Source organism: Aliarcobacter cibarius (assembly GCF_013372265.1).
In the GTDB taxonomy this organism is placed as follows: Bacteria; Campylobacterota; Campylobacteria; order Campylobacterales; family Arcobacteraceae; genus Aliarcobacter; species Aliarcobacter cibarius.
Window position 1 is genome coordinate 2,288,722 of the sequence record NZ_CP054051.1, and the last position, 13,956, is coordinate 2,302,677.

A 13,956-nucleotide genomic window follows, 5' to 3' on the forward strand; every position below is an offset into this window, starting at 1 on the left:
GAAACATTCTAATTATTGTAAATAAGTTTTTCTATACCACAAAGAAAAAATAAATAAAGAATATAAATGTTGTTTAAACTTATTTGAACTAGCTAGTGAATAAATATGTCTCAAATAAACTTCATTGAAAAATTTTGTTTCTTTATTTACTTCCAATATTATTCCTAATATTGAATCACCAAATTCACTTTGTAACCATTCATTATAAGGTGAATTAAAACCTTTCTTAACTCTATTAATTATTTCAGTAGGTATATATTTTTGTGCAATATTTTTTAGTAAATATTTATTTGTATTACCAACTTTAATGTCGCTATTTATACTAAAAACATACTTCAATATATCATTATCTAAAAAAGGTGTATGAATCTCTAAAGAATTAGAACTAGATGCTATATAAGCTTTTGTTAAAACTGGATTAGAAACCCAAAGTTTTAAATCTATATAACTCATCCAATCAACTGGATCTTTTTTAGGATTTTCACTTTTGAATGTTGGTACATTTACAAACAATTTTTTCTTTTGTATATCGTTAAATATTTCACCAAATGAATTATAAACTGTTTGCTTTTTAACAACTCTTCTTAAATATTCACTCTCTTTAGTATTATTTTGTAAAGCTCCAATAATTTCATCTAAAAATGAAAATTGTTCATCACTTAAAGAATCTCTAAATTTATAATATTTAAGAAATTTTGAATAATTATCATAACCTAAGAATAACTCATCTGCACCTTCTCCAGATAACAATTTATTAACACCAAATTGATTTACATTTTTTAGTAAAATATTTAAAGGAATTGATGCACTATCACCATGAGGTTCATCAAAATGATCTAATGTACTATAAAAATTATCTATATATGTTTTTTTATCAATAATAACTTCGTGATGATTTGAACCAATATATTTTGAAGTAATCTTTGCAAAATCTAATTCACAATAGTTTTTATATTCACTATAACCTATAGAAAATGTATCGATTTTTTTACCAGAAATTTTTGTATAAATTGCAGAAACTAAAGAACTATCAACACCACCACTTAAAAGTGCACTAGGAGATGATATTAGACGTTTTTCAATAGAAGTAAATAAAAGCTCTTCTAAATCATTTAAAGCTCTATTTTCATCATTTATGGCTTTATATGTGTTGATTTTAAAATACTTTTTCTTTATCAACTCTTTATGTGGTTCATAAACTAAATAAGTAGCTTCTTCGAGTTTATAAATATCTTTATAAAATGTATCTTCACCAAAAGTTGAGAAATACTGCATATACTTACTAAGCGCAACTTTATTAATCTTAGGTATATATGAGATTTGACTTAGAATTTCTCTAATAGAAGATGAAAAAATAAATTTGTCATCTTTAATAGTATAAAATAAAGGAATATTTCCAAACCTATCTCTTGCACAAAAATATATGTTTTTAACTTTATCTAAAATACAAAATGAAAAAACTCCATCTAATTTTGATACAAAATCAAAACCAAAATTTTTATATAAATGTTCAATAATTAGAAATTCATCATCAAAACTAAAAATATTTTTATTATAAATTTCACCTTCAAAATATATAACTAAATCATCAAAATCAATCTTTTTCATAAAATCACTTTATAATATAATCTATAACTTCTATGTAAAAATGTAATAATCCAACAAAAATTGCTGATGAAACTAAAATAGTTGCAGCAACATCACTAGGTTTAGTATTGTAGACTACTGAGAAATTTACATTGTTTACAGCAAGTGGCATCATTAATTCCATTATCAAAATAGATGCAACCATACTATTTAAATTTGTAAAATAAACAACTATACATATAGAAATAACTGGAAGAAGAATATGCTTAACAAAACTGATTTGCAATGATAACTTCCAAGGCATTGCTTTTACTTTAACACTATACAAATATGTACCAAAAATAATTAATTGTAGAGTTAAAGATGTATATGCGCCCATTTCTAAAGCGAAATTAAATTCCTTAGGAATTGGAACTTGAAAATAATTTACCAAAAGAGCAAAAACAGCAAACCAAATTACTGGTATTTTAAAAATAGATTTTATAGAATCTCTAAAATTAAATTTATCTCTCGCAAAAAAATATATGGAAATTGTATACATAAAAAAGATATTTGCAATGTTTATTATACTTGTATATGGAACACTTTGTTCTCCGAAAAGTGCAATACCAAGTGGTATTCCTAAATTTCCCGTATTACCAATTAAAGCAGTTGCTAAAAAAATATTTTCATCTGTTTTTGAAGAAAATATAAATTTTGAATAAAGTAACATCAAAAATAATGTAGATCCCATACAAATAAGAAAAAATAATGGAGAAATTATAAATTCATAATTTATAGGTTCTTTTGTTAATCCCCAAAAAATCATAATTGGTTGGAGAAAATATAAAGAAAGTAAAACTAAAGATTTTTCATCTATTTGGGTTTTTAACTTTTTTTTAGCAATAAAACCCAAAAAGATAAAAAAATAAATGGGAAGTACAGAAAGTATCGCTTCTATTTTTTATCCTTTTGTAGCAGCAAATTAAACTGCTACAATTCCTTTTATCATATAATAAATTCCTGCTGCTATTAAAGCTGAAGCAGGCACAGTAATTAACCAAGCTGCAATAATTTTTTTAACAGCTTCTCTTTTTACATATTTGGCACCTTTTGCCTCTTTGAAATCTTTTTTCTCCTGTTTTACTTGAGCTTCAATTTCATCGATTTTTTTAAATAAATCAACAATTTTTATGTATGTTGCTTTATTTTTATCTTTAACAGCTTCCAGTTTAGCTAAATCTGCTTGATTCTTTTCAAGTTCTTTTTTATGTTTTTTAAACTTTTCTCTAATATCTTGAACATAATTTTTTTCAGTTCTATCCAATGCTTCTCTTAAGAAACCTACACCAAATACTCCACCAATTGCAATATGTGTAGAAGAAACAGGTAATCCAAGTTGACTTGCAAGAATAACTGTAACAGCTGTAGCCATTGCAACAGAGAATGCTCTCATTTGATCAAGTTCAGTAATTTCACTACCAACAGTTTTAATAAGTCTTGGTCCATATAATATCAAACCAATAGCAAGACCAATTGCACCAACAAGCATAATCCAAAATGGTACAGAAGCATTTATGCTAGCACCATCATGTAAAATAGCATCATTAATAGCTGCTAGTGGTCCTATTGCATTAGATACATCGTTTGCACCATGAGCAAATGATAGTAATGCTGCACCAAAAATAAGAGCTGGAGTAAATAATTTATTAACACTAGCTCTGTCATTAGATAAATTTTCTAAATTACTTTCTATACTTTTGTTAGTATATAAATATCCAATAATAGCCAAAATTAAACTAACTCCAGCTGCGGTAAAGAATCCAACATTAAATAATTGTTTTAAACCTTTTAAAATTAAATAAGTACAAAATGCCCATGTCATAATTCCAATAAGAATAGGTACAAATTTTCGTGCTTGACCTATCATATCCTCTTTATAAACAATCTGTTTTTTTATGAAATATAAGAAACCTGCTGCAACTATTGCACCAAGTAAAGGAGATATTACCCAAGAAGAAGCAATCTCAACTAAACTAGTCCAATTTAATATAGAAAATCCAGCACTTGCAATTCCTGCTCCTATAACACCACCAACAATAGCGTGTGTTGTTGAAACTGGTGCTCCAATTGAAGTAGCAAAATTTAACCAAATAGCACCAGCTAAAAGACCTGCTGTCATAGCCCAAATAAATGAATTCTTATCAGAAATTAGGTTAATATCTATAATTCCACTTTTTATAGTATTTACAACATCTCCCCCAGCAATAATTGCACCAGCACTTTCAAATATAGCTGCTATTATAATGGCACCCGTTAAAGTTAATGCTTTTGCACCAACAGCAGGTCCAACATTATTTGCAACATCATTTGCACCTATATTTAATGCCATATAAGCACCAAATATAGCTCCAATTATTAAAAAAGTATTATCAGGTACTTTACCATGAGAAGAGTATGTCCAAAGGAAAACTGCTAATAAAAATAGCAAAGAGAGAGTTAATTTTGCAAAACTTGAAAGAGACTTTTCGGTGGCTTTCTCAAGAGTATGTATGGTCTTCATATCCATGATTTTGTCCTTATGTAATTAAACTGTAATTTATTTATATTATAATTTAAAAGGACTTATTTGTAGATTATAAAAGAAGAGATTAATCTCTTCTTCTACTTCTTTGAGTTTTTGCAGGTCTATCACCACTTGGTTTAGCAGATGAACTTGAACTTCTTTGTCTAGGTCTAGAAGAGCTACTAGATTCGTCTCTATCACTTCTTTTTCTATCTCTTCTGAAGTTATCTCTTCTTCCACCTCTATTTCTAGAACCATTTCTATCATCACCTCTATCATTTTTAGAAAGAAGTTCTGTAAGTTTTTTGATATCAATTTCACTTTTACCTATGTTATTATTACCTTTAACATAAGTTTTAGAAGCAATAATTGAAGCAAGTTTAAATGCTATTGTAGAGATATCAAACTCTTCTTTTAAATCTTCAACTAATGTAATCGCATAATCTTTTATCTCTTGATCCAAAATTGTTTGTTTAAGTTCATCAATTTTTTTCTGTTTAACAGTTGATATATTTGGAACAACTCTTGATTCTAATTTAGTACCAATTGTTTTTTCAATTCTTTGAAGAGTTCTAAATTCATGTGGTGTAACTATTGAAATAGCAATTCCATCTTTTCCAGCTCTTCCAGTTCTTCCAATTCTATGAACATAAGATTCACCATCAAAAGGAAGATGATAATTAAATACGTGAGTTACATCATTTACATCTAGTCCTCTTGCAGCTACATCTGTTGCTATTAAAACTTCTAATTTTGAAGATTTAAATGCTTTTATAGCTTCTTCTCTTTGTTTTTGTTCCATATCACCATGAAGAGCTTTTGCCATAAATCCTTGAGATACTAAAAATGTAGATAATCTATCAACATCTTTTTTTGTTCTACAAAAAATAATAGATTTTTTTGGATTTTTATAATCAAAAAGTCTTATTAATGCATCATCTCTTTCTTTTTCGTCAACAACATAAAAAGTTTGAGTAATATTAACATTTGTTACATTAGCTTGTGTAATTGTTATAAATTCTGGCTCTTTTAAAATAGTTTTTGCTAAATTTTTAATAGCTACTGGCATAGTTGCTGAGAAAAGTAAAGTTTGTCTAGATTCAGGAAGGTATGTAAAAATATCTTTAATATCATCTAAGAATCCCATATCCAACATTTCATCAGCTTCATCTAAAACCACAAAATTTGGTTTTATATTAATTTGTTCATTTCTTAATAAATCAAGAAGTCTTCCAGGTGTTGCAACAATAACATTTGAGTTCTCAAGTAATTTTATCTGTCTTGAGTATGATTGTCCTCCATAAACTGTTGCTGTATTAATTCCTAAATGTTTTCCAAATCTGAAAAGTTCGTCTGATACTTGCATCGCAAGTTCTCTTGTAGGAACAATAACTAATGCTTCACCAGCTTTTTTTCCTAACTTATTTAAAATTGGAAGACCAAATGCAGCTGTTTTACCAGTTCCTGTATGGGCTTGCCCAACTATATCTTTACCTTGTAAAACATGTGGAATTGCTTCAACTTGTATAGGGCTTGGTTCTTTAAATCCAGCTTCTTCTATTGCTTTTTGTAGTAGTTCTTTAAAATTGAAATCTTTAAAAGTCACTTTTTATCCTCTAAGTATATATTTCAAATATACACTCTTATATTGAAAAAACCTTTCTATTGAATGTATTATCAAGCATAAAAAATTATGTAAGTTTTTTAGTATAAAATTACTAAATTTTAAAAAAGATAGGCATATAAATGTGTATAAATCTGCGGATTGTAACTAAGTTTATATTAAGTTTTGCTTTAAGAAAGAAAATCTTTCTTAAAAGCATTAAATACTATCCAAACCTTTATAGTTCTCTAGATATTTAGTATCATATTTATTTTCAATGAAATCTTTATTTTCCATCATTTTTTTATGAAATGGAATATTTGTTTTAATTCCTTCAACTTCGAATTCACTTAAAGCTCTTTTCATTATATTTATAGCTTTTTCTCTATCTCTACCCCAAACAATTAGTTTTCCAATCATTGAGTCATAATAAGGAGGAACTATATAATTAGTATAAATATGTGAATCAACTCTTACATTTCTTCCACCAGGAACCATCCATTGAGTTATTTTTCCTGGACATGGTAAAAATGTATTTGGATCTTCAGCAGTAATTCTACATTCAATAGCATGACCTTTGAATCTAATAGTTTCTTGTGCTGGTAATTTTTCACCTTCAGCAACTTTTATCATCCATTCAATAATATCAATTCCAGAAACCATTTCAGAAACTGGATGTTCAACTTGAAGTCTAGTATTCATTTCCATGAAGTAGATATTTTGTTTATCATCAGCTAAAAATTCAAAAGTTCCTGCACCTTCATATTTTAAATATTTTGTAGCTTTTACAGCAACATCAAGTAATTTAGCTCTTGTCTCTTCATTTAATAAAATTGCTGGTGATTCTTCAATAACCTTTTGATGTCTTCTTTGTAAAGAACAATCTCTTTCACCTATATGAATAGCATTACCATGACTATCTCCAAGAACTTGAACTTCAATATGTCTTGGATTATTTATGAATCTTTCAAGATACATAGTACCATCACCAAAAGCAGCTAATGCTTCACTAGAAGCTGCTAAATACATGTGGTCAAATTCAGCTTCTTCTTTAATAAGCCTCATACCTCTACCACCACCTCCGGCAGAAGCTTTAGCCATAATTGGATAACCAATTTCTTTTGCTATTCTTTTACCCTCTTCAAGAGTTCTAACTGCACCTTTACTTCCAGGAACAACAGGTACTCCAGCTCTTACCATCTCTTCTTTTGCTTTAGATTTATCAGCCATTTTTTCCATAACTTCAGAAGTAGGTCCAATAAATTTAATATTATGTAATTTACAAATTTCAACAAAATCTTGATTTTCAGATAAAAAACCATATCCTGGGAAAATTGCATCACACCCTGTCATTTCAGCTGCAGTGATAATTGCTGGAATATTTAAATATGATTCACTTGATTTTGCTCCACCAATACATACTGCTTCATCAGCATGTTTTAAATAAGAGGCATTTTTATCTCCAGCACTATAAATAGCAACAGATTTTTTTCCCATCTCTTTAATAGTTCTAATAGCTCTTTGAACTATCTCACCTCTATTTGCTATTAAAATCTTTTTTATTTCTGCCATAATTTACTTCTTATATTTTTTCAACTATGAAAATTGGCATATCATATTCTACTGGAGAACCATTTTGAACTAAAATTTCAATAATTTTACAATCAAATTCTGCTTCAACTTCATTCATAATTTTCATAGCTTCTAAAATACATAAAGTTTGACCTTTTCTTACTGTGTCACCAATTCCAACGAATGCAGGTGAATCAGGAGATGGAGAAGAATAATAAGTTCCAACCATTGGAGCATTTATAGTAATTCCATTTAAAGATGCTGATACTTTATCTTCACTATTTACTGGTGTAGAAGCTACAGAAGTAGAAGCTGTCGAAGTTTGAATAGGAGATTGAGCTTGAACCATAGGCGCTGCAGCAACAGCTGTCACTCCACCTTCAAATCCTCTTTGCATAGAGATTTCAAACTCTCCCTCTTTAATTCTTAGTTTATTAAGTTCGCTTTTATCGAAAACTCTAATTAACTCTTTGATATCTTTAAAATCCATATTTAGCCTTTTATTTAGTAAAATTTCTATCATAATATCAAAATATTTCTAATATTTATATTTTTATTTGTAAAAATAAGCAATTTTTAAGATTACAAATTAAAATAACAGTTTTGATATAATCATAATAAAATTTTATAGGATTAAGTTAATGTTCAATGATAAGAGTTTTATAAATATAGCTAAAGAAATAGCCAAAGCATCAAAGTGTGTATCCAAACAAGTAGGTGCAGTAATAGTAAAAGATGGAAGAATATTATCAACTGGCTATAATGGAACACCTCCTGGTTACCAAAATTGTTGTGACTACTGGAATGGTGAATATACAAAAGATCATCATGAATGGTCAAAAACATATGAAATACATGCTGAAATGAATGCAATTATTTGGGCGGCAAGAAAAGGAATAGCAATTGAAGATGCGACAATTTATGTAACATTGGAACCTTGTAGTGAATGCTCAAAAAATTTAATTGCAAGTGGAATAAAAAGAATTGTTTATGAAAAATCTTATGAACATACAAATTCAAGTGTAGTTTCAAAATTTTTGAAAGACAATGGTGTTAAAATCGAACAAATTTCATAAAGGAATAAAAGATAAAACCTTTATTTAAAAAAATTTCGATAAAATATTAACTTTATGTAAAGAAAGGACTATTATGAATAAACTTCTACTATCTCTATTTATTGGTTCAACACTATTATGTGCAGCGCCAAATGGTATTGCAATTATAGTAAATGACGAACCAATTACAATTTACGATATTGAAAGAACAATGTCAGTAAATAAAATTACAAAGAATGAGGCTGTTAGTTATCTAATAGACAAAGCACTTTATGATCAACAAGTTGAGAAATATAATATATCAGCAGATGTTTTTGAAATAAATGACTATATTGAAAAACTTGCAAATTCAAATGGTATGGATGTTTATACATTTAAATCTATAGTAAAACAAGAGTACCCTAATTATGAAGCTTTTGAGAATGAAGCAAAAAATGCTGTAATTAGACAAAAACTAATTCAACAAATTGTAAAAGGTCAATTAGCAGTTGCAACTGATGAAGATATGGAGTTATACTATGAAAAAAATAAAAATAAATATTCAAGTGCAAAAAATTTTGAAGTAATTCAATATGTTTCAAAAAATAAAAGTAGCTTAAATCAAATTATTCAAAATCCAATGATGAATCCAGCTGATGTAACAAAATCAACATTGAATTTAGATGCTACAACTCTTCCTCCTCAGTTTCAATATATTTTAAATAATACAAAAAATAGTGCTTTTACACCAATTTTTACTGCTGATAAAAATTTTGTTACTATGTTTATATCAAATAGAAGTGGAACAACAACTCAATCTTTTGAAGCGGCTAAAGCAAAAATATTTAACGATATTATGATGCAAAGAGAACAGGCATTTTTAAAAGAACATTTTGAAAAACAAAAATTAACAGCAGATATTAAAGTATTAAGATAAGGATTATATATTATGTCAAGTATGTTTGAAACGGTAATAGGTTTAGAAGTTCATGCACAGTTAAATACGAATAGTAAACTATTTTGTTCTTGTGCAACAAGTTTTGGAGAAGAAGCAAACAGTAATACATGTCCTACATGTTTAGCTCTTCCAGGTGGTCTACCTGTACTTAATAAAGAAGCTGTACATAAAGCTATTATGCTAGGAACTGCTTTAAAATCTAAAATAAATAAAGTATCAATTTTTAATAGAAAAAATTATTTTTATCCAGATTTACCAACTGGTTATCAAATATCTCAATTAGAAATTCCTGTTGTAGGATTAGGAGAATTAACAATAGATTTTCCAGATGGAAGAAGTAAAACAATAGGTGTTACAAGAGCTCACTTAGAAAATGATGCAGGAAAAAACATTCATAGTGGTAACCATTCGCAAGTTGATTTAAATAGAGCAGGAACACCTCTTTTAGAAATCGTTAGTGAACCTGATATGAGAAGTGCAGAAGAAGCTATTTTATATCTTAAAAAACTTCACTCTATTGTTAGATATATTGGTATCAGTGATGCAAATATGCAAGAGGGAAGTTTTAGATGTGACGTTAATGTATCTATTAGACCAAAAGGTGACACTAAATTTTACACAAGATGTGAAATTAAAAATATGAACTCTTTTAGATTTATTGAAAAAGCTATAGCTTATGAAGTAAATAGACAAATTGAAGCTTGGGAAGATGGAGAATATGAAGAAAAAGTTGTTCAAGAAACAAGACTTTTTGACCCAAGTACTGGAGAAACTAGATCAATGAGAGGTAAAGAGGATGCTGCTGATTATAGATATTTCCCAGATCCTGACCTTTTACCTTTAATTATTACTGATGAAATGTTAGAAGAGTATTCAAAAATTCCAGAACTTCCTGATGAAAAAAAAGCTAGATTTGTTAAAGATTATGGAATTAAAGAATATGATGCTTCTGTTATAACTTCATCTTTAGAAATGGCAAACTACTTTGATTCAATGATGAATGAAGGAATTAGTGCTAAAAATGCTACAACATGGTTAACTGTTGAACTTCAAGGAAGATTAAAAGAGGGTGTAACAATTGAAGAATCACCAATCGATGCGAAAACTTTAGCAACTATTGTAAAAAGAATTGAAGATAGTACAATTTCAGGAAAAGCAGCTAAAGATGTTTTAGATGATTTAATTGCAAATAACTGTAGTGATGTAGATGCAACAATTGAAAAACTAGGACTTAAACAAGTTTCAGATGATGGGGCACTATTAGCTATTATTGATGAAATTTTAGCCTCAAATGCAGATAAAGTAGCAGAATATAAAGCAGGAAAAGAAAAAATGTTTGCGTTCTTTGTAGGACAAACTATGAAAGCTTCAAAAGGAACTGCAAATCCAAATAAAGTAAATGAACTAATCAAAGAGAGATTATCATAAATGAAAATGGGTGCAATTGCAGTTATTGGTGCAGGTAAATGGGGACAAGCTCTTCATTTTGCACTAAGCTTCAATCAAGAGTGCTATATTACTTCTAGAACAAAAAAGAATATAAAGAACTTTGTTGATTTAGATTTTGCTCTTGATTGTGAATATTTGGTAATTGCAATCCCAGCTCAAGAAATAAGAGCATGGTTAAAACAAAATTTTAAATTTAAAGGACAAAAAATCCTTGTTGCATCAAAAGGTATAGAAGCAGATACAGGAGCTTTCTTAAATGACATCTACTCATCATTTATACCTGATGAAAACATCGGTTTTATATCTGGACCATCTTTTGCTGCTGAAGTAATAAAAGCTCTTCCTTGTGCTTTAGTAATAAATTCTGTATCAAAAAATATTTATGAAGAGTATAGTAAATTTTTCCCAAATTTCATAAAAACATATTATAGTTCTGATGTGATAGGCGCTGAGGTTGCAGGAGCTTATAAAAATGTTTTAGCAATTGCAAGTGGAATTTGTGAAGGATTAGAACTTGGTAAAAATGCTCAAGCTTCTTTAATTGCAAGAGGTTTAGTTGAAATGTATAGATTTGGAAAACATTTTGGAGCAAAAGAGTCTTCATTTTTGGGTTTAAGTGGAGCAGGAGATCTATTTTTAACAGCAAATTCTACAATGAGTAGAAATTATAGAGTTGGTTTAGGTCTTGCAAAAAATAGAACATTAAAAGATATTTTAGATGATTTGGGAGAAGTTGCAGAAGGTGTTAAAACTGCATTTGCAATAGATAAATTATCCATTCAACATGATATATATTTACCTATTGCAAAAGAAGTTAAACTAATTTTAGAGGGTAAAAATCCAAAAGATAGTTTGAAAGATTTATTAAACAAATAAGGTTAAAACATGAAAGCATTTTTAGTAGAAAAAGATAATAATGAACAGATTAAATCTGGTATAAAAGATTTTGAAAAACCAGTTTGTGGTGAAAATGAGATTTTAATAAAAGTTAACTATTCAAGTTTAAATTATAAAGATGCATTGAGCTCAGTAGGACATCCAGGAGTTACAAGAGTATTTCCACATATAACTGGAGTAGATGTAGCAGGTATAGTTGAAGAATCTAAATCATCAATATTTAAAGTAGGGCAAAGAGTTGTGGTTACTGGATATGATTTAGGAATGAATACAAATGGTGGGCATGCTGAATATGTAAAAGTTCCTTCTTCATGGGCTATAAGAACTCCTGATTCAATTAGTGATAAAGTGATTATGACTTATGGAACAGCTGGTTTAACTGCTGCTTTAAGTATCCAAGAACTTATAAAAAATGGTATAAATCCTGAAGACAGTACTGTATTAGTAACTGGTTCAACAGGTGGTGTTGGCTCTATTTCTATTGCTATTTTAAATAAACTTGGGTTTAATGTGACTGCTATTACAACAAAAATAGATAAAGAAGCATATTTAAAAAGTATTGGGGCAAATGAAGTAATAATTCTTGATGATTTTATGATGAATAGTTCAAAACCTCTTTTAGCAACAAAATATGATGCTGTTTTAGATACAGTGGGTGGAGATATTTTGGCGCAAAGTTTAAAACAAATAAAATATGATGGTGTTGCTACTTGTTGTGGATTGACAGCATCTTATGAATTAAACACTAATGTATATCCTTTTATTTTAAGAGGTGTTAGGCTTATTGGTATTGATAGCGTTGAGTGTAGATTAGAAAAAAAACAATCTGCTTGGGAAAAACTTGCAGGACCTTGGAGTGTTGAATGTTTAGAAAATATTGTAAATGAAATATCATTAAATGAAATAAAAGATGCATATTCTAAACTTTTAGATGGAAAAGCAGTAGGAAGATATGTAGTTAAAATAGCTTAAGCTATTAAGCTATATTTATCTCTTTATTTTCAACTTTTTTACTATATATAGTATCATCACCAGTAGCTAATATTTTTGCTTGTTCAACCCAAGAAAATTCTTCTATTGAATTTTCTGCATTAATTGAAGAACCAATAGTTGTACAATCTTCTTTCGTCCACTCAGATATTTGTTTAAAAGTAGTTATACCCATTTTATTTAGCTCAAACTCTAATTTTGAATCAATTCCCTTAATCTTTTTTAGATTGTCTTTTGTAGACTTTTTAGGCTCATTATATTTAATTCTAAAACTATCATCTTTGGGAGTAATGTTAACCTTTGCAATAATGTATCCTATACATATTCCAATAATTAGAGCAATAAAAAGATTTAAAACTATCTGCGAAGCAATTTCAACCATCTATTTAACTTCCTTCTCTTTTAAAATAATTTCAACCCTTCTATTCTCTTCAGAAAGACCTAACTCATCTTCTTGAGCTATTGGAAACTTATTCCCATATCCAAACGATTTTATACTATCTTTATTTATTCCAAAATTTATCAAACTATCTTTAACACTTTGTGCTCTTTTTTCTGATAAATTTTGATTTAAAGTGGGATTTCCTTTAGAATCAGTATGTCCACCAACTTCAATTTCATATTTATGATTTTTTAAAATCTTAGCTATCTCTTCAACAGTTTTAATTGATTCAGGAGTCAAATTTGTGCTAGCTCTTGCAAATGTTATTTTATTCGTTTTTAAAATATTATTTACTTGCTCTTGAATATTTTTTATTGTTGGCACTTGTTCAACAACAGCAGGAGCAATAACTTCTTCTTTTTTATCATCTTTTTCAACTATACTTTTTATCTCTTCAATCTCTTTACTTAAAGCTTTTTCATCTTTAACTAAAACTTTCATATTTAATGTAGCAAATAAATTATTTTTAGAGTTGATTTCATTTAATGCTTTAATACTTTCATCACTTTTTAAATCAGCAATTACATACAAACCATTTGAATTATAAATTATTTTAGAACCATTTATTGAATCTTCTTTAAATTTCTCAATAAAAGGTTTAAGTTTTTCGATTAATAAACTATCAATTGAAGTATTATCATCATAGATAATATTATCACTTTTATCAATTTTTAAGCTATTTAATACAATTTTTGAATCATTCTCATTAGGGAATACCCCACTTATATTTAAAATATTATCCTTTTTTTCAATAGTAAAATTAAAAGGAATATTTTTATTTCCCCCCGTAATATAGTCATAATTGTAAATAGTTATAATATTTAGAATTACAAAAATAATCAAAAAGTAAGTAATTTTCTTAAATAAAGTCATGTATGT

At 28.1% G+C, this 13,956-nt stretch carries 13 protein-coding genes; 5 read left to right on the top strand and 8 right to left on the bottom strand.

Annotation, left to right across the window (positions count from 1 at the left end; genetic code table 11):
- Positions 1-12: 12 nt before the first annotated feature.
- The 6 genes from asnB to accB all read right to left on the bottom strand — a co-directional run bounded on the left by asnB (position 13) and on the right by accB (position 7,797).
- The gene (gene asnB, locus ACBT_RS11470; protein WP_024774309.1) at positions 13-1,608 is read right to left on the bottom strand and encodes an asparagine synthase (glutamine-hydrolyzing); all 1,596 of its coding nucleotides are present in this window, start codon (positions 1,606-1,608) and stop codon (positions 13-15) included.
- Positions 1,609-1,612: 4 nt separating this feature from the next.
- Complete coding sequence (locus ACBT_RS11475) at positions 1,613-2,527, bottom strand: AEC family transporter (protein WP_084031335.1); 915 nt, start codon at positions 2,525-2,527, stop codon at positions 1,613-1,615.
- Positions 2,528-2,551: 24 nt separating this feature from the next.
- A complete protein-coding gene (locus ACBT_RS11480) occupies positions 2,552-4,135 on the bottom strand; it encodes an inorganic phosphate transporter (RefSeq protein ID WP_024774307.1) in 1,584 nt (527 codons plus the stop codon).
- Positions 4,136-4,217: 82 nt separating this feature from the next.
- The gene (locus tag ACBT_RS11485) at positions 4,218-5,738 is read right to left on the bottom strand and encodes a DEAD/DEAH box helicase (protein ID WP_024774306.1); all 1,521 of its coding nucleotides are present in this window, start codon (positions 5,736-5,738) and stop codon (positions 4,218-4,220) included.
- Between the two features lie 216 nt (positions 5,739-5,954).
- Positions 5,955-7,307 (bottom strand): acetyl-CoA carboxylase biotin carboxylase subunit, encoded by a 1,353-nt coding sequence (locus tag ACBT_RS11490; RefSeq protein ID WP_024774305.1) that lies wholly within the window; start codon positions 7,305-7,307, stop codon positions 5,955-5,957.
- A gap of 10 nt (positions 7,308-7,317) precedes the next feature.
- A complete protein-coding gene (accB, locus tag ACBT_RS11495) occupies positions 7,318-7,797 on the bottom strand; it encodes an acetyl-CoA carboxylase biotin carboxyl carrier protein (protein ID WP_024774304.1) in 480 nt (159 codons plus the stop codon).
- A 151-nt stretch (positions 7,798-7,948) separates the two neighbouring features.
- Here accB and ACBT_RS11500 point away from each other — a divergent pair, with 151 nt between their 5' ends.
- From ACBT_RS11500 to ACBT_RS11520, 5 genes are all read left to right on the top strand, one after another.
- On the top strand, positions 7,949-8,383 hold the full coding sequence (locus tag ACBT_RS11500; protein ID WP_024774303.1) for a deoxycytidylate deaminase: 435 nt from the start codon (positions 7,949-7,951) through the stop codon (positions 8,381-8,383).
- Between the two features lie 73 nt (positions 8,384-8,456).
- Positions 8,457-9,278, top strand: coding sequence for a peptidylprolyl isomerase (locus ACBT_RS11505; RefSeq protein WP_024774302.1), 822 nt, complete (start codon positions 8,457-8,459; stop codon positions 9,276-9,278).
- A 21-nt stretch (positions 9,279-9,299) separates the two neighbouring features.
- Positions 9,300-10,727: an Asp-tRNA(Asn)/Glu-tRNA(Gln) amidotransferase subunit GatB gene (gene gatB / locus ACBT_RS11510; protein ID WP_024774301.1), complete on the top strand. Its 1,428-nt coding sequence runs from the start codon at positions 9,300-9,302 to the stop codon at positions 10,725-10,727.
- The gene (locus tag ACBT_RS11515) at positions 10,728-11,624 is read left to right on the top strand and encodes an NAD(P)H-dependent glycerol-3-phosphate dehydrogenase (RefSeq protein ID WP_084031334.1); all 897 of its coding nucleotides are present in this window, start codon (positions 10,728-10,730) and stop codon (positions 11,622-11,624) included.
- Positions 11,625-11,633: 9 nt separating this feature from the next.
- On the top strand, positions 11,634-12,617 hold the full coding sequence (locus ACBT_RS11520; protein ID WP_024774299.1) for a YhdH/YhfP family quinone oxidoreductase: 984 nt from the start codon (positions 11,634-11,636) through the stop codon (positions 12,615-12,617).
- Between the two features lie 4 nt (positions 12,618-12,621).
- Here the strand turns inward: ACBT_RS11520 and ACBT_RS11525 are convergent, their stop codons facing one another.
- Positions 12,622-13,017, bottom strand: coding sequence for a hypothetical protein (locus ACBT_RS11525; protein WP_024774298.1), 396 nt, complete (start codon positions 13,015-13,017; stop codon positions 12,622-12,624).
- Positions 13,018-13,950 carry an OmpA family protein gene (locus tag ACBT_RS11530; RefSeq protein WP_024774297.1) on the bottom strand — a complete coding sequence of 311 codons (933 nt, stop codon included), beginning with the start codon at positions 13,948-13,950 and terminating at the stop codon, positions 13,018-13,020.
- Positions 13,951-13,956 lie beyond the last annotated feature (6 nt).